This is a genomic window from Myroides phaeus (assembly GCF_009799805.1).
GTDB classification, from domain to species: Bacteria; Bacteroidota; Bacteroidia; order Flavobacteriales; family Flavobacteriaceae; genus Flavobacterium; species Flavobacterium phaeum_A.
The window spans coordinates 320,450-343,052 of the sequence record NZ_CP047050.1 but is presented as its reverse complement, the minus strand read 5'-3'; the positions used below and the strand labels follow the sequence as shown (position 1 = coordinate 343,052).

29 protein-coding genes are annotated in these 22,603 nt (G+C 33.2%); 25 read left to right on the top strand and 4 right to left on the bottom strand.

Features of this window, described 5'->3' with window-relative positions:
• Positions 1–165: 165 nt before the first annotated feature.
• The 5 genes from GQS07_RS01585 to GQS07_RS01565 all read left to right on the top strand — a co-directional run bounded on the left by GQS07_RS01585 (position 166) and on the right by GQS07_RS01565 (position 4,946).
• Complete coding sequence (locus GQS07_RS01585) at positions 166–1,260, top strand: slipin family protein (protein WP_158209349.1); 1,095 nt, start codon at positions 166–168, stop codon at positions 1,258–1,260.
• A 380-nt stretch (positions 1,261–1,640) separates the two neighbouring features.
• Complete coding sequence (locus GQS07_RS01580; RefSeq protein ID WP_158209348.1) at positions 1,641–3,074, top strand: RtcB family protein; 1,434 nt, start codon at positions 1,641–1,643, stop codon at positions 3,072–3,074.
• Positions 3,075–3,285: 211 nt separating this feature from the next.
• Complete coding sequence (locus GQS07_RS01575; protein ID WP_158209347.1) at positions 3,286–3,615, top strand: ArsR/SmtB family transcription factor; 330 nt, start codon at positions 3,286–3,288, stop codon at positions 3,613–3,615.
• Between the two features lie 64 nt (positions 3,616–3,679).
• Positions 3,680–4,132, top strand: coding sequence for a DUF6428 family protein (locus GQS07_RS01570; RefSeq protein WP_158209346.1), 453 nt, complete (start codon positions 3,680–3,682; stop codon positions 4,130–4,132).
• A 283-nt stretch (positions 4,133–4,415) separates the two neighbouring features.
• Positions 4,416–4,946 (top strand): hypothetical protein, encoded by a 531-nt coding sequence (locus GQS07_RS01565; RefSeq protein ID WP_233269296.1) that lies wholly within the window; start codon positions 4,416–4,418, stop codon positions 4,944–4,946.
• Between the two features lie 38 nt (positions 4,947–4,984).
• On the opposite strand, the gene GQS07_RS01560 is transcribed toward GQS07_RS01565, so the two are convergent.
• Positions 4,985–5,326, bottom strand: a complete 342-nt coding sequence (locus GQS07_RS01560) for a winged helix-turn-helix transcriptional regulator (RefSeq protein ID WP_158209345.1) — start codon at positions 5,324–5,326, stop codon at positions 4,985–4,987.
• A 92-nt stretch (positions 5,327–5,418) separates the two neighbouring features.
• On the opposite strand from GQS07_RS01560, the gene GQS07_RS01555 reads away from it, so the two are divergent.
• The 4 genes from GQS07_RS01555 to GQS07_RS01540 all read left to right on the top strand — a co-directional run bounded on the left by GQS07_RS01555 (position 5,419) and on the right by GQS07_RS01540 (position 8,317).
• On the top strand, positions 5,419–6,057 hold the full coding sequence (locus tag GQS07_RS01555) for a peroxiredoxin-like family protein (RefSeq protein ID WP_158209344.1): 639 nt from the start codon (positions 5,419–5,421) through the stop codon (positions 6,055–6,057).
• Positions 6,058–6,060: 3 nt separating this feature from the next.
• Complete coding sequence (locus GQS07_RS01550; RefSeq protein ID WP_158209343.1) at positions 6,061–6,852, top strand: DNA alkylation repair protein; 792 nt, start codon at positions 6,061–6,063, stop codon at positions 6,850–6,852.
• A 471-nt stretch (positions 6,853–7,323) separates the two neighbouring features.
• Positions 7,324–7,728 carry a hypothetical protein gene (locus GQS07_RS01545; RefSeq protein WP_158209342.1) on the top strand — a complete coding sequence of 135 codons (405 nt, stop codon included), beginning with the start codon at positions 7,324–7,326 and terminating at the stop codon, positions 7,726–7,728.
• 151 nt (positions 7,729–7,879) lie between these two features.
• Positions 7,880–8,317 (top strand): acyl-CoA thioesterase, encoded by a 438-nt coding sequence (locus tag GQS07_RS01540; protein ID WP_158209341.1) that lies wholly within the window; start codon positions 7,880–7,882, stop codon positions 8,315–8,317.
• 66 nt (positions 8,318–8,383) lie between these two features.
• Here GQS07_RS01540 and GQS07_RS01535 read toward each other — a convergent pair whose 3' ends face one another.
• A complete protein-coding gene (locus tag GQS07_RS01535) occupies positions 8,384–8,833 on the bottom strand; it encodes a hypothetical protein (protein ID WP_158209340.1) in 450 nt (149 codons plus the stop codon).
• A gap of 230 nt (positions 8,834–9,063) precedes the next feature.
• Here GQS07_RS01535 and GQS07_RS01530 point away from each other — a divergent pair, with 230 nt between their 5' ends.
• The 16 genes from GQS07_RS01530 to GQS07_RS01455 all read left to right on the top strand — a co-directional run bounded on the left by GQS07_RS01530 (position 9,064) and on the right by GQS07_RS01455 (position 21,117).
• The gene (locus GQS07_RS01530; protein ID WP_158209339.1) at positions 9,064–10,089 is read left to right on the top strand and encodes a cytochrome c peroxidase; all 1,026 of its coding nucleotides are present in this window, start codon (positions 9,064–9,066) and stop codon (positions 10,087–10,089) included.
• 185 nt (positions 10,090–10,274) lie between these two features.
• The gene (locus tag GQS07_RS01525; protein WP_158209338.1) at positions 10,275–11,048 is read left to right on the top strand and encodes a 3'-5' exonuclease; all 774 of its coding nucleotides are present in this window, start codon (positions 10,275–10,277) and stop codon (positions 11,046–11,048) included.
• Between the two features lie 17 nt (positions 11,049–11,065).
• Positions 11,066–11,677, top strand: a complete 612-nt coding sequence (locus tag GQS07_RS01520) for a fumarylacetoacetate hydrolase family protein (protein WP_158209337.1) — start codon at positions 11,066–11,068, stop codon at positions 11,675–11,677.
• Between the two features lie 4 nt (positions 11,678–11,681).
• On the top strand, positions 11,682–12,026 hold the full coding sequence (locus GQS07_RS01515; protein WP_158209336.1) for a histidine kinase: 345 nt from the start codon (positions 11,682–11,684) through the stop codon (positions 12,024–12,026).
• Positions 12,027–12,028: 2 nt separating this feature from the next.
• On the top strand, positions 12,029–13,273 hold the full coding sequence (locus GQS07_RS01510; protein ID WP_158209335.1) for a competence/damage-inducible protein A: 1,245 nt from the start codon (positions 12,029–12,031) through the stop codon (positions 13,271–13,273).
• Between the two features lie 82 nt (positions 13,274–13,355).
• Positions 13,356–13,592: a 50S ribosomal protein L28 gene (gene rpmB, locus GQS07_RS01505; RefSeq protein ID WP_010250743.1), complete on the top strand. Its 237-nt coding sequence runs from the start codon at positions 13,356–13,358 to the stop codon at positions 13,590–13,592.
• A gap of 26 nt (positions 13,593–13,618) precedes the next feature.
• Positions 13,619–13,801, top strand: coding sequence for a 50S ribosomal protein L33 (rpmG, locus tag GQS07_RS01500; protein WP_090409327.1), 183 nt, complete (start codon positions 13,619–13,621; stop codon positions 13,799–13,801).
• Positions 13,802–13,810: 9 nt separating this feature from the next.
• Positions 13,811–13,963 (top strand): DUF4295 domain-containing protein, encoded by a 153-nt coding sequence (locus GQS07_RS01495; protein ID WP_006260302.1) that lies wholly within the window; start codon positions 13,811–13,813, stop codon positions 13,961–13,963.
• Positions 13,964–14,094: 131 nt separating this feature from the next.
• Positions 14,095–15,048 carry a signal recognition particle-docking protein FtsY gene (ftsY, locus tag GQS07_RS01490; protein WP_090409324.1) on the top strand — a complete coding sequence of 318 codons (954 nt, stop codon included), beginning with the start codon at positions 14,095–14,097 and terminating at the stop codon, positions 15,046–15,048.
• A gap of 5 nt (positions 15,049–15,053) precedes the next feature.
• Positions 15,054–15,485, top strand: a complete 432-nt coding sequence (locus GQS07_RS01485) for a hypothetical protein (protein WP_158209334.1) — start codon at positions 15,054–15,056, stop codon at positions 15,483–15,485.
• A 5-nt stretch (positions 15,486–15,490) separates the two neighbouring features.
• The gene (locus GQS07_RS01480) at positions 15,491–15,802 is read left to right on the top strand and encodes a DUF721 domain-containing protein (protein WP_158209333.1); all 312 of its coding nucleotides are present in this window, start codon (positions 15,491–15,493) and stop codon (positions 15,800–15,802) included.
• Positions 15,803–15,941: 139 nt separating this feature from the next.
• A complete protein-coding gene (locus tag GQS07_RS01475; protein ID WP_158209332.1) occupies positions 15,942–16,376 on the top strand; it encodes an RrF2 family transcriptional regulator in 435 nt (144 codons plus the stop codon).
• Between the two features lie 71 nt (positions 16,377–16,447).
• Entirely contained in the window at positions 16,448–18,682 is a 2,235-nt protein-coding gene (locus GQS07_RS01470; RefSeq protein WP_158209331.1) for a nitric-oxide reductase large subunit, read from the top strand.
• A gap of 2 nt (positions 18,683–18,684) precedes the next feature.
• The gene (gene ric / locus GQS07_RS01465; protein WP_158209330.1) at positions 18,685–19,398 is read left to right on the top strand and encodes an iron-sulfur cluster repair di-iron protein; all 714 of its coding nucleotides are present in this window, start codon (positions 18,685–18,687) and stop codon (positions 19,396–19,398) included.
• A 62-nt stretch (positions 19,399–19,460) separates the two neighbouring features.
• Positions 19,461–20,669, top strand: coding sequence for a hypothetical protein (locus tag GQS07_RS01460; protein ID WP_158209329.1), 1,209 nt, complete (start codon positions 19,461–19,463; stop codon positions 20,667–20,669).
• Positions 20,662–21,117, top strand: coding sequence for a CopD family protein (locus GQS07_RS01455; protein WP_158209328.1), 456 nt, complete (start codon positions 20,662–20,664; stop codon positions 21,115–21,117). The genes GQS07_RS01460 and GQS07_RS01455 overlap by 8 nt, the downstream gene beginning before the upstream one ends.
• A gap of 62 nt (positions 21,118–21,179) precedes the next feature.
• Here GQS07_RS01455 and GQS07_RS01450 read toward each other — a convergent pair whose 3' ends face one another.
• Both GQS07_RS01450 and GQS07_RS01445 read right to left on the bottom strand, forming a co-directional pair.
• Positions 21,180–21,812, bottom strand: coding sequence for an SCO family protein (locus GQS07_RS01450; RefSeq protein WP_158209327.1), 633 nt, complete (start codon positions 21,810–21,812; stop codon positions 21,180–21,182).
• Between the two features lie 10 nt (positions 21,813–21,822).
• Complete coding sequence (locus tag GQS07_RS01445; protein ID WP_158209326.1) at positions 21,823–22,602, bottom strand: formylglycine-generating enzyme family protein; 780 nt, start codon at positions 22,600–22,602, stop codon at positions 21,823–21,825.
• Position 22,603: the final 1 nt, after the last annotated feature.

Sequence of the window (22,603 nt, the reverse complement as noted above, 5' to 3'; positions counted from 1 at the left end):
GGTATATGGGATGTAGTGAGAATTTACTTTGCTTGCTGAGGTAACTTGGACACTACACAAGCTATACTAACGAATGCTTAACTCGTTTTTCCGTTTATAAAAAAGGGAAGCCTATTTATCGCTCCTTTTTCAACAAAAGATTTAAAAGATTAAAAAAATAGTACAATGAAAAAGTTACAAGTAAAAACAAATCACGTTGCCTTAGTTTTTAACCAAGGTGAATTGACTAAAGTATATCAGACAGGACAATATATTATTTGGGGTAATAAAGAAATTGAGCAATTCAACAAAGCGGATATGTTCCCAGTTCGCGAAGACGTAGATGCACTATTGCAAAATAGTACATTACAAGCGATGTTGAATGTAATTGACGTATTAGACAATGAAGTTGTTTTAGTGTTCAAGAACAAGGTATTTATGACTGCTCTTGGGGCGGGAAGACATATCTTTTGGAAAGACGCTACTGAGTTTGCTTTTGAGCGTTACAACATCGATACAATAGAGGTTGACGAAACGATTCCTCGTGTATTGACAAACAAAGGTAATATGGGGCAATTCATCCGCAAGGTTGTTGTGTCTGCAAACGAGAGAGCGTTATTAGTAATCAACGGTAAGTTTGAACGTATTTTAGAAGCAGGTGAATACCGTTTCTGGAACAACGATTCTATTATTGAGACACAGTATATTGATATTCGTCAACAGAATATGGAGATGAATGGGCAAGAGATATTGACAAAAGACAAAGTACAATTAAGAGTAAACTTTAGCTTAACATACCAAGTGAAAGACCTACTTGTAGCTTATGTTGATAATAAAGACGTTGAAAGACAAGTGTACACTATTATCCAATTAATGTTGAGAGAGAAAATCGGAAGAATGTCTTTTGACGAATTAATGGAAAATAAAGAGAACTTATCAGGCGATTTATTGCAAGAAGTGAAGGCTTCAATTGCAGCATTAGGTATTGATTTAACAGCTTGTGGTATCAAAGATATCATCTTGCCAGGAGAGATCCGTGAAATTATGAACCAAGTGTTAGTTGCTGAAAAGAAAGCACAAGCCAATATGATTACTCGCCGTGAAGAGACAGCAGCAACAAGAAGTTTGTTGAATACTGCCAAACTAATGGAAGAGAATGAAATGTTGCTGAAGTTAAAAGAGATGGAATACATCGAGAAAATTGCCGAGAAAGTTGGTGAAATCAGCTTATCTGGTGGTGGTAATGTATTACAACAGTTGAAAGAGGTATTTGGAAAATAATGCATCGTTTGCTGTAGTAACGCACTACTTGCTATAGATATCAAGGCAATTACACATCGTAATTGCCTTTTTTTATGGCGTTAACCCAAGTAGTTTGTTTATAAAAAGGCATTGTATAATTTAGAAGAACACATTCTTTGTAATTAATAGTCAAATGACTCTGTAGCTTAAAAGCAAAAGCCTACGGTTAAATTTGCTAACGTAGAGTGTACGGATATCCCGGCTTGACCTGCGCGGACAAGTTGGTAGAGTTTACAGAGGCACCGAAGATAGTAGGGAAGCGTATTAACAGCCGTACTGCCAATATGGAATGTGGGTTCGAATCCTACCAGAGTTACAAACAAAGAGAATTGTTCTTCTGAGAAAAAAGATAAAATAAAATGAAAAAGGAAAATACAGTTATAAACGGAAATGATTTGATTGCGATAGGTTATCCAGAGAACGCTTTGTTGGGTGTTGCCTTAAAAGCAAACAAGAAACGTACAGGATTTACCAAAACAGAGATGTTAGCACATTATAAAATGGTGTTGGATAATGCAGAAGATTATCTAAATCACAAGGTATTTGGAAAGTTGGCTAAAGCGATTATTGATGGCGTAGGACAAAGAGAAGAAACAGGAGTGATTCCATTAAGAGAAGAAGCTGTTGCTTATAGTATTTATGGAGCAGATCATATTGAAGAAGGAGCAATTAAACAAATGCAAACTGCTGTGAAATTACCCGTTGCAGTAGCTGGGGCATTAATGCCAGATGCACACCAAGGATACGGATTGCCTATCGGAGGCGTGTTAGCTACAGAAAATGCGATCATTCCGTATGGTGTAGGTGTAGATATTGGTTGTAGAATGGCACTGTCTATTTTTGATATTAAAGGAATGGAGTTTTATGGAATGGAAGGCTTGCTAAAAGAACAATTAGTGAAACACACTAAGTTTGGAGCAGGACACGGTTTTTTAGGACAACATAAAGCCAATCACGCTATATTAGATAGAGGAGAGTTTAACTTAAATCCGTTTATCAAGAATTTACAAGATAAAGCTTGGTCACAGTTAGGTTCATCAGGAGGGGGAAACCACTTTGTAGAATGGGGGATTATGGAGTTTACAGACCGCGATGAGGTGTTGAATATTGATAAAGGAACTTACTTAGCTTTATTGACACACTCAGGTTCTCGTGGAATGGGAGCTACAATTGCAGGGCATTACACTAAAATTGCAAAAGAGGTTTGTAAGTTGCCACAAGAAGCGGCTAACCTTGCTTACTTGGATTTGAATTCACAAGAAGGACAAGAATATTGGATGATGATGAACTTAGCCGGAGATTACGCCTCTGCTTGTCACGAGGTAATTCACGATAAGTTGACCAAAGCTATAGGAGCAGAGGTATTAGCAAAGATTGAGAATCACCACAACTTTGCGTGGAAAGAGATGTACCAAGGAAAAGAAGTTATTGTACACAGAAAAGGAGCAACACCGGCGAGTGAAGGAGTTATGGGAATTATTCCTGGGTCTATGACTGCCCCTGGGTTTTTAGTTCGCGGAAAAGGAGAAGCAACTGCACTAAATTCAGCATCTCACGGAGCAGGACGACAAATGAGTCGTACACAAGCTATCAAGAACTTGAAGGTAGAAGATATCAAAGCCGTTTTAGCAGATTGTGGTGTACAGTTAATTGGAGCCGGAAAAGACGAAGCACCTATGGCTTATAAAGATATTCATGAAGTAATGGCAGCACAAGGAGAGTTAGTTGATGTAGTAGCGAAGTTTACTCCTAAAATTGTTCGTATGGCTGATGATGGAAGTAGAGAAGATTAAAGGGGATAAAAGTTTTATAAATCAAGAGAGTTACTTTTTGTAAAAAGAAGTAACTCTTTTTTTGATTACAATTTTAGTGAAATACAAAAGCTGTGATTTATTACTTGGGAGAATCTGAAAAGGAAGGTTGTTTACTATTTAACAGAAACTTCTTTTTTACATTGTATATATATCGTAATATTGCGATATGATATTATAAGCATTAAAAGTTATGGGAATTACAAAGTCAGAATTGTTTAGCGATAAGAAGAATAAGTTAGCAGCAATGTTTAAGGTGTTGGCACATCCTGCCAGATTAGCGATTTTACAATTTATAATCAACCAACACGCTTGTATATGCAATGATTTAGTAGAAGAACTTGGCTTAGCACAAGCTACAATTTCTCAGCACTTGAAAGAATTAAAAAATGCAGGGATTATCAAAGGGAATATTGAAGGGAAATCAGTATGCTATTGTATTGACGAACAAGTGTGGCAAGAATTTGCTGTTGAGTTTGGACTTTTCTTTGCGCAAGATATAAAAGTAGATAAATGCTGTTAAAGCATTTTTTTAAATAAACGTATCGTAATAATACGATTATAAATGAAACAATAAATAAGAGAATATGAAATTATCAGAGGTTAAAGCAGCTTTAGAAAATTTAGAAAAAGTAGATTTTCAGTTTGAAGATGGTTCGTTTGTTCCAGCACATTTTCACGTAACTGAAGTGGGACAAGTTGATAAAAAATATATTGATTGTGGAGGTGTAATTCGACGCGAAATCAAAGTTAGTTTTCAGTTGTGGAATGCCAACGACTTTGAGCATCGATTAAAAGCTCGAAAGTTGTTTAATATAATTCGCTTGTCAGAGAATAAATTAGGGATAGAAGATGCAGAAGTTGAGGTTGAGTATCAAGGAGCAGCAACAATAGGAAAATATACATTAGATTTTAACGGTACACATTTTGTGTTAATTAATACATTAACCGCTTGTTTAGCAGAAGATGCTTGTGGTATAACACCAGAACAAGTAGCAGGTAAAAAGAGTGAATGTAGTCCGGGGTCAGGCTGTTGTTAGAATGTATGGTGATTAATTAAGTCCTAAATAAAGAATAGTATGTTGTATTTACTATGCTTTTGCAACTCTTTTAATGGAGTTTTATTCAGAGTGCTTGTATAGTGTATGTATACTCTATGTATACCCAATGTATAAAAACTATGTAAAAGTATAGAAGCATATTACAAGTACTATATAAAAAATATACATACAAGGTGAATAGCATTCAAATAATAATATTAATACTTTCGTAACCTATTGTAAGAAATTATTCTATCCTATACATTTGTCAAAAATCATCAATATGAAAAAAATTGTTGTAACACTAATTGCGTGCTTTGCATTGTTTGCTTGTAAGCAAGGTGAAAACGAAGAAACAGCAGGAGTAAGTGAAGTAAAATCAGAAGTTACAGCTACACAAAGTGAAGCTATTCACAAGTTGACTTCAGAATTAATGGTTCCTTTGGAAATAGTAGAAGAAGGAAGTACAATTGCTACAGAGCGATATGGACTTGATTTTTCAGGTAATTGTTATGCTTGTGATATTGCTAATGTATTGATAGATGGTGAAATGATTACCTTGATGAATGCGTGTGATTTAGAAAATCAAATATCGTTTAAAGTAACAGGAATTGAAGAGAAAGAGAATACAATTACTGTAAAGACACCTGTAAATGAATTTATATTCGAACAAATTGATGAGGTGCCGGTTTATAAAGTTACAGTAACGGGACAGTCGTTAGACAAAGAATTTTTTAGAATAGGAGCCTTTTATACAACACATAGTAAGTTGAAAACATTTAGTATTCACGACTGTGGGGAGTTTGATGGTTAATAATAAATAAAAACATATATAAACGGGATTATAAGGAATTATAATTCCGTTTTTTCTTTTAGCAATAGTTCTCCCCACGCATTTAAGTTCCAAAGTACAGCAACTAACTTTTCTCCAAGTGGAGTTAAGGAATATTCTACTCGTGGTGGCAGTTCATTAAAACTTGTTTTTAGTAATATGCCATCCTGTTCCAACTCTTTTAGCTGTTGATTGAGAACACGGCGGTCAACTTTCATTATTCCTCTAAGCATTTCACTTGGGCGCTTATGTCCATTATTGATTTGCCAAACAATAGGAATTTTCCATTTTCCACTTATTGCATTAACTGCAAATTCAAGAGGGCATACTTTTTCTTCTATCGTTGGTTGCTTGTTATTCATAAAAGTGACTTTTTTATCCCTATGGGGTAATTTTATGCGGTATTGTACAGACCACTACTCTTTATAATCTTTGTAAAAATAAGGTTTTTATAATGAATGAAATTAAGCAAGCGTTAGAAGAAATAAAGGAGGTGATGACAAAGCAATTACCTACTGAAGTATTAGAAGTATTTAGTTCTTCGATAGAAGATTTAAAGAGACAAGAAGAGTTAAAGTCTGTTGTTGAGGTTGGCGATTTATTTCCCGATGCTTGTTTGTTGACAGTAGAAGGAGAAAGTGTTGATTTAAAAGAATTATATGGCTCAAGTAAGTTGATTGTTTCTTTTGTAAGAGGGAATTGGTGTCCTTTTTGTTCTGTTGAGGTAAGTTTTCTTGCCAAACATTATGCAGAAATCAAACAAAAAGGAGGTGAGGTTGTCGTTATTACTCCCCAACAAAGTAGTTTAAATGCAGCGTGGAGTACAGAAGCAAGTTTTCCTTTCTGTGTACTACAAGACAAAGACAATGCACTGAGTAATGTGTTAGGAATAAGTTTTGCGTTGCAAGAAAATGTAATCCCCTATTATAAAGCGTTAGGAATTGATTTAACTTTGATAAATGGAAACGAAGATTATAAGTTGCCAATTCCAGTTACTTATATTGTAGACGAAAAGGGAATTGTAACTTATAAATATGAAGACAAGGATTATATGAATCGCGTAGAGATTACAGAACTACTAAAAAATATATAAGGAATGGAAAAGCGCAAAGGAGCCCGTTCGATGAAAGATATACCGACTGCTATTTTAGAACAATTGAATAGAGGGGAAATAGAAAGTGCTAATCTTACAGAATGGTTAGCAATTGATAAGTTGTTACTGGTAGAAAATGTTTTGGCAGATTTAAAACGTACAGCATATATACCTATAGTGTTAGATGGAATTGCAGGTCTTAAAAAAGTTACAGCAAATACGATCAATCAAAGTGTAGGGCATACATTATATCAATTATCAAAAGAGAGAGGAGATAAGGAGTTATTTGGATTACTAAAAAATCACAAAAGTGATTCCGTACGTTGTTGGGCTACATATTTCATACAATACAATAAAGAGATGTTGATAAGTGGCAAATTGAAGGCTATAAGTGACTTTGCGCGAGATACACATTTTGGAGTACGTGAGATTTCTTGGATGGCAGTTCGACAAGATATCATTGAAAATTTAGAAGAAAGTTTGAATTTATTACAAGAATGGACTAAGGATGGAAATGAGAATATCAGAAGGTTTGCGTCTGAAGCTACACGTCCAAGAGGAGTATGGGCAACACATATTACTGAGTTAAAAGTCAACCCCAGCCTTGCTTTACCAATATTAGAAGTGTTAAAAGCAGACTCTTCAAAATACGTTAGAGACAGTGTAGGGAATTGGTTAAATGATGCTGCTAAGGATAATCCTCTTTTTGTAAAAGAAGTTTGTGATGAATGGATGCGTGAAAATGGAAGCAAGGAAACAGCATATATAATTAAAAAAGGAATAAGAAACCTTTGATTTTTATTCTCAAATATTGGAAATAAGATTATTTAGAGCAATTATAAAGTGAAGAAGATTACAAAAAGTGATGATTTGACTTTTTTACAATCAATATTTAGTGAATATTACAATTATTTAAGGTTTTTTTAGATTGTGTTAAATAATTTTAACAGGGTGTTTTTAGTGATATGTTTAAAGATATTCTTTAATTGATTGTGATAATTGGGTGATTTAAGGTAATTAGGTGGTTAAATGTTAATTTAGTGTTATTGACTTATTTAAAGTTTTGTCTAAAAGCTAAAAAAGATTGTTCTGTTTATTTAATTAAGGTAATTAATATTTTATAATTATTATTTTAGTAAAATATTTAATTATAATTGAGAGATGTTCTGTTTGAATTTATAAATACTTAATAATGATTATATATTGTTGTGATTATTAATGAATTAGTATCTTTATCTGTGAAAAGAAAATTAAATTTTGTTGTTTATGAAAGCAGAAGTACATTACAATGACTTCACAGGAAGTATCGCAGCTGATATCTCTGACAGAATCGCTGCAAACAAAGGTAATTATATCAGTAGTATTGGGGAATACTTTGGTATAGATCAAGAAAAATTTAAAGTAGTAGGAATTTCTATGTCGGGAATTACAAGCTTTAGTGTTACCTTAATATGTGTGGATAAAGAAAAAAGTTCACCAGTAAAAGAGCACATCGTAAAGATGAATGTGAATTTAGATGTTGAAGGACAAAAAACAATGCTTGAGTTATTATTTAAGCGTATCAATGTTATGTTGTTTGATGCAGGAGAGAATCACTACCCGTCTTTAGAGTGTGATGAGGAAGTAGCGTATGAAGACTTCCATCAGGTAGAGCATTATGATATTTACTAATATATAGTAAATACTTTCAGAGATTGAAAAAGCCCTTAGCATTTTGCTAAGGGCTTTTTTAATGATTTCTCTTTTAAAAAGGTATGACTATTTGTTAAAAAAAATTGGAATCACTTTTAGAATTTATATCTTGAGATATAAATTGAAAAAAATGGAATTTAATATAAGTGATTTTAGATTTTATCACCCGTTAGAAGTTAGATGGAGTGATTTAGACCCTTTAGGACACGTTAACAATGTTGTGTTTATCGACTATTTTCAAATAGGTAGAGGATATTATATGAAGGAAGCAAGTAAAACGTGGGATTGGTATAAAGATATGTTTGTGATTGCGAATATTTCGTGTAATTATTTAAAAGAAATAAATCTAACAGTACAAAATCCACGTGTAGGTGTGCGAATTTCAAAAATGGGAGGGAAGAGTTTTGAAATTGAATATGCTGTTTTAAGCGATGGTGCTGAAAGAGAGGTAATAGTGCATGCTATTGGAACAAGTACTCAAGTGATGATTGATATGAAAGAGAAAAGGTCAATTGAAATACCTGAGTGGTTAAGAAATGAGATTTCTACATACGAACCAGCATTGTAAGGATAGAATAACAATTGAAAAGCATTAAATAACAAGAGGTTTCTAAATTTAGAAACCTCTTGTTATTTAAAAACGGACATTTTTCCAAATAGCCATATCGGCTAATATTTTATCTGTATCAGCATTCACTTCTTTTAAGTGATTTGATGTGTATAACGTATATCTTGCTTTATCTAATTGAAGCCTTACCTCATACTGATTAATAATCTTTACACTTATTTGTTTGCTTGAGTCTATAAATTCTTGGTATCTACCGTTAGAATTATTCTCTTGAAGTTTCAAGAAAATAGGCTCTGACTTTTTATTTAGCTTGTCGTCTTGTTGATATACAAGTGTAGCTTCTCCATCTTTATATGTAAAGAAATAATTTTTAAACATAAAGGTTTTGGCAGAATATATAGTTGTTTCAGATTTGTTTAATTTATAAGGAGCCGAAACAATAGTTTCTGTTGTTTGGCAACTTTGAAGAAGCAAACCAGAAAAAGTTAGCATTAGTAAGTAAAAAGAAGATTTCATTGCTTATTGTTTTTGATTGGTTGATACCAAAATATAATAATTAATTAATAAAACAAAATTAATTTTATTATATGTGTTTTTTTAGGCGTTTTTTATTGTTTAAAAGTATTGTCTGTTGCTGATGTTTTTGAGAATTGTTTAATTTGAAATACTTCAATTCTGCTGACATTTATCATATGTATTATTTCTTTGATAAGGTACATTTAGGAACAAATAAATATTAAAAACCTATGTTTAAAAAAGTTGTTTTATTATCTGTTTTAATGTCATTTGTAGCTTGTAAAAATGATCAAGAAAAAACGGAAGACGTTAATTCAAATGAGAAATCAGAATTATTAAGTAAAGCGAGTACTTATTTTAAGTCTCTATCAACAGTAGAGTTTGAGAAGTTAGATCCCAAAAAAGTAGAATTAGGGAAGTATTTATATTTTGACACGAGGTTATCAGGAGAGGGGAATATTAGTTGTAACTCTTGTCACGATTTAAATACATTTGGAGTAGATAACAAGAAGTTTTCTCCTGGAGATGACGGTTCATTAGGAGCAAGAAACTCACCAACGGTATTACACGCATCATTGCATAGTATGCAGTTTTGGGATGGTCGTGCAAAAGATGTAGAAGAGCAGGCAGGTGGACCTATTTTAAATCCTGTAGAGCACAATATTAAAAATGAAAAAGAATTAGAAGAGAGAATTCAAAAGATAGATTTGTATAAAGATCTATTCGCTCAAGTATATAAAGGAGAAAAACAGCCTATTAGTTTTGGTAATATTACTAATGCTATCGGTGCTTTTGAGAGAACATTGAATCCTGAGAGTAGATTTGATAAGTTTTTGGATGGAGATGAAAAGGCTTTAACTGCACAAGAACAAAAAGGATTAGAAACTTTTATGAGTGTAGGATGTATTACTTGTCATAATGGCGTAGCATTAGGAGGACAAATGTTCCAAAAATTCGGAGTATATAAAAATTACTGGGAATTGACAGAGTCTGAAAAAATTGACAATGGATTGTATGATTTAACGAAAGAGGAAGTTCAGAAGTATTTGTTTAAAGTGCCAGGATTGAGAAACGTAACAAACACAGCACCCTATTTTCACGATGGTTCCGTATCAGATTTAAAACGAGCAGTTGAAATTATGGGTATTGTTCAAAATAATATAACACTTGATGCACAACAATTAGACGATATCGCTGCTTTCTTAGGTAGTTTATCTTCTGATTTACCAGATAGTGTAAAAAAATCACCTTTCTAAAAAGGGATAATGTTAATGTTATAATTGTTTTTAAAGAAGGAAGTCACTTATTCGTAAGTGGCTTCTTTTGTTTAAAAAACAAGTAGAATTTAAATCTTAACGTTAATTGTTTTTTAAACTTAGGACGTTATAACCTGAATGAGTGTTTTACATTTTATATATTTGTAGTAAACAAAATCTGAATAATGGAATTAAAATTACATAGACCAATTTGTTTTTTCGATTTAGAAACAACAGGTATTGATGTAGCGAAGGACAGAATTGTAGAGATTGCAATTTTAAAGGTATATCCAAACGGAAACAAAGAAAGTAGAACTTGGTTGGTTAATCCGGGAATGCCTATACCAGAACAGTCTTCAAAGATACACGGGATTACAGATGAGAAAGTAGCAAATGAACCAACATTTAAAGAGTTGGCTTCACAAGTTTACAATATGATTAAGGATGCTGATTTAGCTGGGTTTAATTCTGATCGATTTGATATTCCTTTATTAGCAGAAGAATTGTTGCGTGCTGGAGTTGATTTTGAAATGGGAAATAGAGTGTCAGTTGATGTTCAGACTATCTTTCATAAGAAAGAGGAGCGTACTTTAAGTGCTGCTTATCGCTTTTATTGTAACGAAATTCTTGAAAATGCACACTCAGCAGCAGCAGATACAAATGCTACTTATGAGATTTTAAAAGCACAATTAGATCGTTATGAGGATTTGGAGAATGATATGAAAGCATTGTCTGAATTTACAACAAGAAAAAGAAGTGTTGATTTTGCTGGATTTATTGCGTTAAATGAAGATGGTGAAGAGATTTTTACTTTCGGAAAAAATAAAGGTGTATTAGTGTCTGAAGTATTAGAAAAAGAACCAGGTTATTATGGTTGGATTCAAAATGCCGATTTCCCTTTATACACTAAGAAAGTGTTGACAGGAATTAAATTGAGAAAATTAAACAATAAGTTTTAATCTAATAACATAAGAAAATGAAGATTATTTGTGTTGGTAGAAATTACGTAGATCATATAGCTGAGCTTAATAATGAAAGACCAAGTGAGCCTGTTTTGTTTATAAAACCAGATACAGCTTTGTTGGGAAAGGAAATTCCTTTTGTAATTCCGGAGTTTTCTGAGGATATTCACTATGAAGTAGAGCTTGTGTTGAAAGTGTGTAAGGTAGGAAAGTATATTGATGTCAAATTTGCTCATAAATATTATGATCAAGTTTCGTTGGGAATTGATTTTACCGCAAGAGATCTTCAAAGCAAATTGAAAGAAAAAGGGCTTCCTTGGGAAAAAGCAAAAGGCTTTGATGGTTCGGCAAATGTTGGGACCTTCTTTTCAAAGGATGAATTACCTAATTTGTTTGATACAGAGTTTTTGTTGAAACAAAATGGGAATGTAGTTCAGAAAGCTTCAACGGCACAGATGATTTGGAATATAGATGAGATTATTGCAGAAGTTTCAAAATATTTTACTTTAAAAACAGGCGATTTAATTTATACAGGAACTCCAGCAGGAGTAGGTAAAGTAAATGAAGGGGATGTTTTAGAAGGTGAAATTGCAGGAAGACCGATATTTCGTTTAAATGTAAAATAGTTTTATGGCACTTTATTATGACTTAGGTCCTTTGTTTAAAAAGTATAATGACGATCAAGAACTTGTTAAAGAGAGATTGGTTGATTTTATAGAGGATTCACGTCGTCGTTTGAAAAAAATGAAGACAGGGATAGATGAAAAGGCATATGTAAAAGTTAACAAGCATACACAAGCTTTATTGCCTTCATTAGATTTTTTAGGTATGGATCAAGCTTTAGAAGAACTTTCTTTAATTGAGAAATGGACAAAAGAAGAAGGGAAAACTAAAGAAGTTAAAGAGATATTCAAGTCTTTTAAAACACACGTAAAAAATGCGGTAAAAGAGTTGAAGAAAGATTTCGATTTGTAAGTATGAAAGCGAGTATAGTAACAATAGGTGATGAGATTCTGATAGGGCAAATAGTTGATACAAATTCGGCTTATCTTGCAAAAGAATTAGATAAGCTCGGTTTTGATGTTATAGAAATTATTACAGTTTCAGATAAAAGAGAGGCGATAGAAGCGGTTTTACAAAGACAGTTAAGTATCGTTGATTTAGTTATTATCACAGGAGGCTTAGGGCCTACGAAAGACGATGTTACTAAAAACGTTTTTTGTGATTTCTTCGGAGATAGATTAATTGAAGATGAAAGTGTTTTGAATCACGTTTCAGAAATGTTGGAACGTTTATTTAAAAGACCTTTGTCGCCAATAAATAGACAACAAGCATTAGTTCCTTCGAAAGCTAAAGTCCTATTTAATAAGGTAGGTACAGCTCCAGGAATGTTAATGAGTAAAGAGAATACTACATTTATATCATTACCAGGAGTTCCGTTTGAAATGAAAACAATCTTTGTAGATGAGGTTGTTCCTTTTGTAGAGAAGACATTTCAAAAATCATTTAATTTTCACAAGACTATAATTACTTATGGTTTAGGAGAGAGTTTATTAGCAGAATTATTGGAAGAATGGGAAGATAATTTACCACAAAATGTTAAGTTGGCCTATTTGCCAAGTGCAGGAAGTGTTAGATTACGATTGTCTATTCAAGGTGATTCGAAGGTTTTTTTGGAGCAAGTTATTGATAATCAATTAAAAGCGTTGCCTGAATCAGTGATTCCCTATGTTCGTGCATATGAGGATTTAAGTTTAGGAGAAATTGTTATCAGAGAATTGGAAAATAGAGAAAAAACTATTTCCTTTGCAGAAAGTTGTACAGGGGGGAAACTTTCTACAATGTTTAATGAGAAGCCAGGTTCTTCAAGTTATTTTAAAGGCGGAATAGTAACCTATTCTACTCAAAGTAAGATTGACTTGTTAGGAGTAAACCAAGCGACGATAGATAAATATAGTGTAGTAAGCGAAAAGGTAGCTATAGAAATGGCGACGAAAGCAAAAGAAAGATTTAAATCTGACTATGCGATTGCTACAACTGGTAATGCTGGACCGTCAAAAGGAGACTCTCCTGAGGAAATAGGAACAGTATATATAGGTATAGCAACACCTGAAAAAGTTTTTGCAAAGAAATATCAGTTCGGTCAACCAAGAGAGAAAGTCATAAATAGTGCGGTTTCCAAAGGTTTAGACTTGATATATAATGAAATATTAGAAAAATAACGTAAAAAGTTTTTGTAAAATAATTTTCTTTTTCGTTACTTTGCACCCTGATTTTGAATATTGAAATAAAAGATAAGAAATAATGTCAAGAGTTTGTGAAATTACTGGTAAAAGAGCAATGGTTGGAAACAACGTTTCTCACGCGATGAATAAAACTAAGAGAAAGTTTTCTGTAAACTTAGTTAAAAAACGTTTCTACATTGCTGAAGAAGACAGATGGGTAACATTGAAATTATCAACGTCTGCATTAAAAACAATTAATAAAAAAGGTATTACTGCTGTGTTGAAAGATGCAAAAGTAAAGGGATTAGTAAAATAATCTGAGACCATAAAAAATAGAATACGATGGCAAAGAAAGGTAACAGAATTCAAGTAATCTTAGAGTGTACAGAACATAAAGCATCTGGTTTACCAGGGACTTCAAGATACATCACGACTAAGAATAAGAAGAATACTCCAGATAGATTGGAAATCAAAAAATTCAATCCTATCATGAAGAAAGTAACATTACACAAAGAAATTAAATAATTAGTAGTCATGGCAAAGAAAACCGTAGCAACTTTAAGAACATCTTCTAAAAAGTTGACTAAAGCAATCAAAATGGTTAAATCTCCAAAGACAGGTGCTTACACATTCGTTGAGGCTGTTATGGCTCCTGATTTCGTAGATGATTTCTTAAACAAGAAATAATTTTACCATTATAAAATCTTGAAAAAAGCTGTCCATTCGACAGCTTTTTTTTTATTATATCTATTTTGTTTTTGCACCTATTTTCAGGATGGTAATTATTCTTTATATTTGTGTAAGTTAATAACGTAATTATGGGTTTTTTCAAAAAGCTATTTTCTTCAGAGAAGAAGGAAACTTTAGATAAAGGTTTAGAAAAGTCTAAATCTTCTTTTTTTTCAAAGCTTACTAAAGCAGTTGCAGGTAAGTCAAAAGTTGACGATGATGTACTTGATAATTTAGAAGAGATACTTGTTTCATCTGATGTTGGAGTTAATACAACTTTAAAAGTTATAGAACGTATTGAAGAACGTGTTTCGCGTGATAAATATGTTGGAACAGATGAATTAAATAAAATTCTGAGAGAAGAGATCGCAAGTTTGTTATCTGAAACAAAATCAGGTGAATCTACAGAGTTTGAAGTACCTAAAGATAAAAAGCCTTATGTTTTAATGGTGGTGGGTGTAAATGGTGTTGGTAAAACAACTACCATTGGAAAACTTGCTTACCAATTTAAAAAGGCTGGTTTAAAGGTTGTTCTTGGAGCAGCTGATACGTTTAGAGCAGCGGCAATTGATCAGTTACAAGTTTGGGCAGATAGAGTTGATGTTCCGATTGTTAAACAACAAATGGGAAGTGATCCTGCTTCTGTTGCATTTGATACGTTACAATCAGCAGTTAATCAAGGGGCCGATGTTGTAATTATTGATACAGCTGGGCGTTTACACAATAAGGTAAACTTGATGAACGAGTTGACAAAAGTTAAACGTGTAATGCAGAAAGTTGTTGGTGATGCGCCACACGATGTAATGTTAGTTTTAGATGGATCTACAGGACAAAATGCTTTTGAACAAGCAAAACAATTTACTGCTGCAACAGAGGTAACTTCATTAGCAGTAACTAAATTAGATGGAACAGCAAAAGGTGGTGTTGTAATCGGTATTTCTGATCAATTTCAAATTCCAGTAAAATATATTGGGGTTGGAGAAGGTATTGAAGATTTACAAGTGTTCAATAAATATGAGTTTGTTGATTCATTTTTTAAATAATAGATATGCGTAAGATATTATTTAGTGTTATTTTTAGTACATTACTATTATTAGTTGGATGTGGTAAAGAGATCAAACAGGCTGACTTAGTATTGGTAAATGGTTACTGGGAAATTGAGAAAGCGAAATTACCAGATGGTGCTGAGAAAGATTATACCGTGAATGGAACGATCGATTACTTTGAGGTTGATAGTTTAGGAGTTGGATTTCGTCAAAAGGTAATGCCTCAGTTTAATGGTGAGTTTTTGACAAATGATGTTCCTGAGCAATTGGTCATTTTAAATGAAGAAGGGAAAACACTATTTTCATATAAGACTGATTTTTCTGAGTGGAAAGAAGAATTAGTTAAATTAAGTGAGAAAGAATTAGTGGTTAAAAATGAGAATAATATCATTTACTATTATAAGAAAGCTGATCCGGTAAGTGTAAAAAAATAATTATCGTGAAAAAATTTGAAGCGCAGAAGCGACTTAGAGAAGAAAGTAGTATTCAAGATATTCTGAAGATAATAATCAAAGAGAATAAGTTGGATTATGGTATCAATTCTCTTGATGTTCGCGAAGCTTGGCGTAATTTATTAGGGCCTGGTATTGCGAATTATACTTTAGATATTATTTTGAAACGGGATGTATTATATGTGGCTTTATCATCACCTATAGTTCGTGAGGAATTGACTTATGGTAAGAGTAAGATAATCAAAATGATTAATGAAGAATTAAGGCGAGAGGTGATAAGTGATATTGTTTTTCGATAACTTTATTAGTTATGTAGTCATAAATAGAAAATCTGTAATCATTATATTAATGGTTACAGATTTTTTTTGAAAAACAAAGAAGACTTTTTTGTCTTTTATGTTTAGATTTTCATATATTTGTATTGTAAAAGTAATTTAGATGTTTTCAAAAGCTTGTGAGTATGCTATACGATCTGTGATATTTATCACAGTTTCATCTATGAAAGCTGAACGCGTCGGCTTTAAAGAGATAGCAAAGGAAATTGATGCTCCTGAAGCATTTACGGCAAAGATCTTGCAGAAGTTATCAAAGAGCGGAATCATAGATTCAGTCAAAGGAGTTGGTGGAGGATTTGAAATCCCCGTTTATCGTTTAGATCAAATTAAATTATGTGAAGTCGTTAACGTAATTGATGGGGATGCTATTTATAAAGGCTGTGGTTTAGGTTTGGCAGAGTGTTCTGAAGTTCACCCTTGTCCTGTTCATGAGAAATTTAAATTAATTCGTGAAGGGTTACGAAAAATGCTCGAAACAACAACATTGAAAGAGTTAGCTAAAGGTACCAAGTCAGGCGACACTTTTTTGAAAGTATAGGTAAGTGAAAGGGAATTAGTTCCCTTTCTTTTAAAAACAATAAAGGATAAAATAGTCTTCTATTATTTATTATGGAAAAAGGTCAAAAAAAATTATGGATAGCATTTGCGATAGTTATGTTATTCTCATTTGGAGTATTGGGGTATTTTGGTATTGAAATTTATCAAGAAGCACCACCTGTTCCAAAAGAAGTTGTTACCACAGAAGGTAAGGTTGTTTTGTCTGAGAGTGATATAAAAGACGGGCAGAATGTTTGGCAGAGTATAGGAGGGCAAGAGCTTGGATCAGTTTGGGGGCACGGTGCCTACGTTGCTCCAGATTGGACAGCTGATTATTTACACAGAGAAGCGGTATTTCTTTTAGATTACTATGCTAATCAAAAATATCAAGTTGCTTTTGATAAACTTGGTATTGAGGAACAAGCTGGTGTAAAGGCAAAATTACAAAGTACGATTCGCGTTAATACGTTCGATAAAAATACTGCTAAGCTTACTATATCAACAGAGCGTGATTTAGCTCGTATATATTTGGCTGAATACTACAAGAAGTTATTTACTGATGATCCTGAGTTTGCACAATTACGTAAAAATTATGCTATACCAAACAATACGTTAACTGACGAAGTGCGATTGAAAAAGATGAGTGCGTTCTTTTTCTGGGCTACTTGGGCTACAGTAACGAATAGACCAGGTAGTGATGTTAGTTATACGCATAATTGGCCAGCAGAAGAGTTAGTGGGGAATAAAGCGACCACACCTTTATTAGCATGGTCAGGAGTAAGTATAATTCTATTAATCTTCTTTGTGGGTGTATTGATTTATTATCATGTAGCTTCTAAAAAAGAAGATGAAGAATTGCGTCCAGAGAAAGATCCAATGTCTAATGGTACTACAACAAGAAGTATGACTATGCTTAAAAAATATTTCTGGGTAGTTTGCCTTTTAATGATTTTACAAGTAATACTTGGTATTGTAACGGCTCATTATGGAGTAGAAGGACAAGGTTTTTATGGTATTCCATTAGATCAAATATTACCTTACTCTGTAACAAGAACGTGGCATACACAATTAGCTATCTTTTGGATTGCAACAGCTTGGTTAGGAACAGGATTATATATCGCTCCAGCAGTTGGAGGAAAAGATCCTAAATTCCAAGTATTGGGAGTTAATTTCTTATTTGTTGCTTTACTGATAATTGTTCTTGGATCAATGTTCGGACAATGGCTTGGTGTAATGCAGAAGTTAAATTTAGTACAGAACTTCTGGTTTGGACATCAAGGATATGAATACGTTGATTTGGGACGTTTTTGGCAGATATTCTTATTTGCGGGATTGTTTATATGGTTAGCATTAATGATACGTCCTTTGATTCCTGTATTACGAGAAAAAGGGAGTCAGAGAAATCTAATTGTATTATTCCTTATTTCTTGTGGTGCAATAGCCTTGTTTTATGGAGCAGGATTAATGTGGGGAAGACAAACAAATTTAGCTATCGCTGAGTATTGGAGATGGTGGGTAGTGCATTTATGGGTAGAAGGATTCTTTGAAGTATTTGCTACAGTAGTATTAGCCTTCTTATTTGTAAGAATGGGACTAATCAAAACGAAAACAGCTACTCATGGAGCATTATTCTCTACGATCATATTTATGTCTGGAGGGATAATTGGAACATTCCACCATTTATATTTCACAGGAACACCTACAGCTATTATGGCCTTAGGAGCAACGTTTAGTGCATTAGAAGTGGTGCCATTAACGTTGATTGGATATGAGGCATATGAGAATTATAAAATTTCAAAACACAACAGTTGGTTACAAGATTATAAATGGCCTTTATATTTCACAATAGCAGTTGCTTTTTGGAACTTCTTAGGAGCGGGAGTATTTGGCTTTATAATCAATCCACCGATTGCCTTGTATTACGTACAAGGATTAAATACAACACCATTACATGGACATACAGCAATGTTTGGAGTTTATGGAATGTTAGGGATTGGTTTAATGCTATTCGTTTTAAGAAGTATTTATCGGGATGTGAAATGGAATGAAGGATTATTAAAAATAGGATTTTGGGGATTAAACATAGGATTGCTGTTAATGGCTTTATTGAGTTTGTTGCCGATAGGTATTTGGCAAGCGATAGAAAGTATTCAACACGGTATGTGGTATGCAAGGTCAAGTGAATTGATGCAACATCCTTGGATGATTGTTTTAAAATGGATGCGTTCAATAGGTGATATAATTTTCACTGTAGGAATTGTAGCCATCGCAATATTTGTATTTAAGTTAACTTTAAAAAAGAATTGATTATGGAAAATAGAACAATTGGCTCATTCGTAGCAGAGGATTTTAGAACAGCGGCAGTATTTAATAAATATGGAATCGACTTTTGTTGTAAAGGTGGACGTACTTTAGAAGAAGTGTGTGAAAAGAAAAAAATTAGCCAGACAGATTTAGAAGAAGAATTAGACAAATTATTAAATCAAAAAGCTGGTAATAATATAGATTTCCGCGCTTGGCCATTAGATTTACTCGTTGATTACATAGAGAAAACGCATCACCGTTATGTAGAAGAAAAGATTCCTGTATTGTTACAGTTTTTAAATAAACTATGTAAAGTACATGGGGAGAGACATCCGGAGTTGTTTGAAGTAAATAACTTGTTTATTGGTTGTGCAGAAGAATTATCTCAACATTTGAAAAAAGAGGAGTTAGTTTTATTCCCTTTTGTGAAGCAAATGGTGAACGCTACAATCAGCGGACAATCAGTTCAAGCGCCTCATTTTGGAACAGTACAAAACCCTGTGTCAATGATGATGCATGAACACGATGGAGAGGGAGAGCGTTTTAGAAAAATAGCAGCATTAACAAATAACTATACACCGCCAGCAGATGCGTGTAATACGTATAAAGTAACTTATGCAATGCTTAAAGAATTCGAAGAAGATTTGCACAAACATATTCACTTAGAAAACAATATTCTTTTTCCAAGTGCCGTAGCGTTAGAGCAAAAATTCGAATAATGCTTTAATTTATTATCAAAAGTGCTTTATCTTAGTATAAAGCACTTTTTGTTTATAACAACATGAAAACAATCTACTACTTCACTCCAATATTAAACTTTTTTATTGCTGCTCTATTTGGGTTGCTTTTAAGGGCTTTATTTGTTTTTCCGATAAATGGTGTTACATATCTTTATTTATTGCACACGCATTCTCATATAGCCTTATTGGGGTGGTTATACCTATTGGTATATGTTTTGTTTGTTCAAGTGTTTAGTATAAAGAATGAAAAAGAGGAAAAATTTTATACTCGTTTATTTTGGACAACACAGTTAGCAGTCGTTGGAATGATGGTAACATTCCCTTTTCAAGGATATGCTGCTCCCTCAATTGCATTTTCGACATTGCATATCTTATGCTCTTATGCGTTTGTATATCGATTATGGAAAAACAATACCACAAAGACTAATCAAGAAAAGATATTGTTGAAAACGTCGCTTTTTTTCATGCTATTTTCAACGATTGGCGTTTGGTGTTTAGGGCCTGCTGTCGGAATGATGGGCAAGGCGAGTGCATTTTATCAAATATGTATTCAATTCTTTTTGCACTTTCAGTTTGACGGATGGTTTATGACTGCGTTTTTAGCTTTGCTCTTCTCTTTTTTGTTTAAAGAAAGAGAAATAAAGTTGTTCAAGATGTTTTATTGGACTTGGTGTACATCTGTAGTACTTACCTATTCGTTACCATTAAGTTGGTATGTAGAATATTCGTTTTTGCATATTATCAATACGATAGGAGTAATTATCCAATTGGTAGCCTTCGGATTATTAGTAAAGCCTTGTCTTGATTATTGGAAGGATTCAAATAAACAAAAAAAACGACCTCTACAGTTTTTGTTATTATTAGCAGGTGTCTGTTTTTTGCTTAGAATAGTCGTACAGTTTAGTGCAGTTTATGAAGGATTAGCAGAAAGTCTAAAAGGATTGAGAAGTTGGATAGTCGCCTTTATTCATTTGAATATGTTAGGGATATTGACAGGATTTGGATTGTGGTTATTAGTTCAAAGTAAGAGGTTGAAGGTGAATATACTTTCGAAAGTAGGAAGTTATCTACTGGTGATTGCTTTTTTGGGAACAGAAAGCATTTTGTTTTTACAAGGCTATCAGGGGTTGGTGGCAACTGTTTTTATAGACAATACGATGTCTTTAATGTTTTGGATATCTGTGTTATTTCCGATTAGTATAGGGTGTTTATTATTATCATTTATTTTAAAAAATAAGAACTATGAATGAGTTACATATATTATTAATATTACATCTCTTAGGAGCTGCAGTATGGGTAGGGGGTCATATAATATTAAGCGTAATTATCTTGCCTCAAGTATGGAAGCAACGAGTTGTGGATATCCTATTCGACTTTGAAACGAAGTATGAATGGATAGGGATGCCAGCTCTATTTGTTATGATCGTTACAGGGATACGAATGGCTTACTTATACGATGTGAAAATAGGAAGTTGGTTTGCATTTGAAACGCCGATTGAGACGGTAATTTCATTTAAACTGAGTTGTCTATTAGCAATTCTTGTATTAGCCTTGAGTGCACAATTTAAGGTGTTACCTAAGTTGAAAAAGAGCATAAAAGTATTGCCCTTGATGAGCTTTCATATTTTAGCTGTAACAGTGATAAGTATTGCAATGTTAGTATTGGGAAGTTTTGTGAGATTTGGTGGTATACAATAATAAATAGAAAAGGACAGCTGAGATAAAATTCAACTGTCCTTTTTTAGTTTGTAATAGATTATTTATTTGATGTTGTTTAGTTCTTTTTCTATTTCATTCACTGTAGGTGCGTAATCAATGCCCAAGCCCTCTTGTTGGTATGTTAATTCACCTTTGGTATTAAACACACTGATAATGTTTGAGTGAGAAAAATCAATAGGAGATATCTTTTTATAATTAACAGCTAAAGTAGCCGCAAATTCTCTTGTGTTTTCTTCAGAAGAACGCAAGAATAACCATTGAGAACCATCCATTTGATTTTCTTTAGCAAAATCTTTCAATCGTTCGGGTGTATCAACAGTAGGGTCAATACTTACTAAGACATATTTTACTTTATCAGTGTTTTTAGATTTTACTCTTTGTTCAATATTTCTCATATCGGCTACAAGGCGAGGGCAAGCAGCTTTACAAGAAGTATAGATCATGACCATAACTAATACATTTCCATTTAAATCTTTTAATTCAATGTCGTTACCATCTTGTGTAGTCCACGTAGAGGGCAAGTTATAGATAGACATATCAGAGATTTTGCTGGGAGCCTGAGCATCCGCGGAAAGCGTTTCTGAATTAGCTTGAGCTTCTGTCTGTTTTTTGTCATTGCAACTCGTAAGAAGCAATGTAAAACAGAGTATTGTGGTAGTTAAAATTGTTTTCATAATTTCTTTTTTATAGATCTTTAGCACATCTAAAGCCTAAGTTTTTTGTAGTGAAGTTTGCTTTTAAGCTACCCCTAAAACCATATCGCATAAAAGCGGCATAATCCATTAAATCGGAGGCATTAATTGAAGCACTTCCGCAAAATAGGTTCTCGTCATTTCCTTTATCTTTTCGACTTTCTCCTGATAAGAAAATAGAATTGAAATCACTTACCCATTCCCAAACAAGGCCATGCATATCGTAAACGCCCCAATAATTTTTGAATGTGCTACCGACCGGATTATTATATGTTTTGGGTGTTTCGTACCAAGAGAGAATGTATTTATTATAATCTTCTTTTTCCCTGGCATCCATATTTTTTGCATCAGCCATTGCTACATATTCCCACTCATCCATAGTAGGTAATCTTTTAGTTTGTAGCTCACAGTATTTTTTGGCAGCAAACCACGATATGTTTGTGACAGGAGCATTTGGCTTGAGGTCACCGTAATCTAAATCACCGTTCCAATGAGATAGGTAACTTTTGTTAGCAAATATTCCTTTGATAGCAGACCTTTGATAGTCTGGGTTTTCTTTTAAGAATATTAAAAACTGTTCATTTGTCACTGGATATTGGTCAATAAGAAAAGTTTCTACTTTCACGAAGCCTTCTTCTATACTACCATAAAGTGGAACGTAGGTTCCACTTTTGATAGTAAGCATCTGCGTCTGTTTTTGAGCAAACGTTGTTATCATTGAAAGTAAAGCTAAAACAACAGCGATGCATTTTGATTTATCAAGAAAAAACATT

Excerpts from the sequence above, each read along its gene's own strand:
- GQS07_RS01585 (WP_158209349.1), top strand. The coding sequence starts at position 166 with ATGAAAAAGTTACAAGTAAAAACAAATCACGTTGCCTTAGTTTTTAAC.
- GQS07_RS01580 (WP_158209348.1), top strand. The coding sequence starts at position 1,641 with ATGAAAAAGGAAAATACAGTTATAAACGGAAATGATTTGATTGCGATA.
- GQS07_RS01575 (WP_158209347.1), top strand. The coding sequence starts at position 3,286 with ATGGGAATTACAAAGTCAGAATTGTTTAGCGATAAGAAGAATAAGTTA.
- GQS07_RS01570 (WP_158209346.1), top strand. The coding sequence starts at position 3,680 with ATGAAATTATCAGAGGTTAAAGCAGCTTTAGAAAATTTAGAAAAAGTA.
- GQS07_RS01565 (WP_233269296.1), top strand. The coding sequence starts at position 4,416 with ATGAAAAAAATTGTTGTAACACTAATTGCGTGCTTTGCATTGTTTGCT.
- GQS07_RS01560 (WP_158209345.1), bottom strand. The coding sequence starts at position 5,326 with ATGAATAACAAGCAACCAACGATAGAAGAAAAAGTATGCCCTCTTGAA.
- GQS07_RS01555 (WP_158209344.1), top strand. The coding sequence starts at position 5,419 with ATGAATGAAATTAAGCAAGCGTTAGAAGAAATAAAGGAGGTGATGACA.
- GQS07_RS01550 (WP_158209343.1), top strand. The coding sequence starts at position 6,061 with ATGGAAAAGCGCAAAGGAGCCCGTTCGATGAAAGATATACCGACTGCT.
- GQS07_RS01545 (WP_158209342.1), top strand. The coding sequence starts at position 7,324 with ATGAAAGCAGAAGTACATTACAATGACTTCACAGGAAGTATCGCAGCT.
- GQS07_RS01540 (WP_158209341.1), top strand. The coding sequence starts at position 7,880 with ATGGAATTTAATATAAGTGATTTTAGATTTTATCACCCGTTAGAAGTT.
- GQS07_RS01535 (WP_158209340.1), bottom strand. The coding sequence starts at position 8,833 with ATGAAATCTTCTTTTTACTTACTAATGCTAACTTTTTCTGGTTTGCTT.
- GQS07_RS01530 (WP_158209339.1), top strand. The coding sequence starts at position 9,064 with ATGTTTAAAAAAGTTGTTTTATTATCTGTTTTAATGTCATTTGTAGCT.
- GQS07_RS01525 (WP_158209338.1), top strand. The coding sequence starts at position 10,275 with ATGGAATTAAAATTACATAGACCAATTTGTTTTTTCGATTTAGAAACA.
- GQS07_RS01520 (WP_158209337.1), top strand. The coding sequence starts at position 11,066 with ATGAAGATTATTTGTGTTGGTAGAAATTACGTAGATCATATAGCTGAG.
- GQS07_RS01515 (WP_158209336.1), top strand. The coding sequence starts at position 11,682 with ATGGCACTTTATTATGACTTAGGTCCTTTGTTTAAAAAGTATAATGAC.
- GQS07_RS01510 (WP_158209335.1), top strand. The coding sequence starts at position 12,029 with ATGAAAGCGAGTATAGTAACAATAGGTGATGAGATTCTGATAGGGCAA.
- rpmB (WP_010250743.1), top strand. The coding sequence starts at position 13,356 with ATGTCAAGAGTTTGTGAAATTACTGGTAAAAGAGCAATGGTTGGAAAC.
- rpmG (WP_090409327.1), top strand. The coding sequence starts at position 13,619 with ATGGCAAAGAAAGGTAACAGAATTCAAGTAATCTTAGAGTGTACAGAA.
- GQS07_RS01495 (WP_006260302.1), top strand. The coding sequence starts at position 13,811 with ATGGCAAAGAAAACCGTAGCAACTTTAAGAACATCTTCTAAAAAGTTG.
- ftsY (WP_090409324.1), top strand. The coding sequence starts at position 14,095 with ATGGGTTTTTTCAAAAAGCTATTTTCTTCAGAGAAGAAGGAAACTTTA.
- GQS07_RS01485 (WP_158209334.1), top strand. The coding sequence starts at position 15,054 with ATGCGTAAGATATTATTTAGTGTTATTTTTAGTACATTACTATTATTA.
- GQS07_RS01475 (WP_158209332.1), top strand. The coding sequence starts at position 15,942 with ATGTTTTCAAAAGCTTGTGAGTATGCTATACGATCTGTGATATTTATC.
- GQS07_RS01470 (WP_158209331.1), top strand. The coding sequence starts at position 16,448 with ATGGAAAAAGGTCAAAAAAAATTATGGATAGCATTTGCGATAGTTATG.
- ric (WP_158209330.1), top strand. The coding sequence starts at position 18,685 with ATGGAAAATAGAACAATTGGCTCATTCGTAGCAGAGGATTTTAGAACA.
- GQS07_RS01460 (WP_158209329.1), top strand. The coding sequence starts at position 19,461 with ATGAAAACAATCTACTACTTCACTCCAATATTAAACTTTTTTATTGCT.
- GQS07_RS01455 (WP_158209328.1), top strand. The coding sequence starts at position 20,662 with ATGAATGAGTTACATATATTATTAATATTACATCTCTTAGGAGCTGCA.
- GQS07_RS01450 (WP_158209327.1), bottom strand. The coding sequence starts at position 21,812 with ATGAAAACAATTTTAACTACCACAATACTCTGTTTTACATTGCTTCTT.
- GQS07_RS01445 (WP_158209326.1), bottom strand. The coding sequence starts at position 22,602 with ATGTTTTTTCTTGATAAATCAAAATGCATCGCTGTTGTTTTAGCTTTA.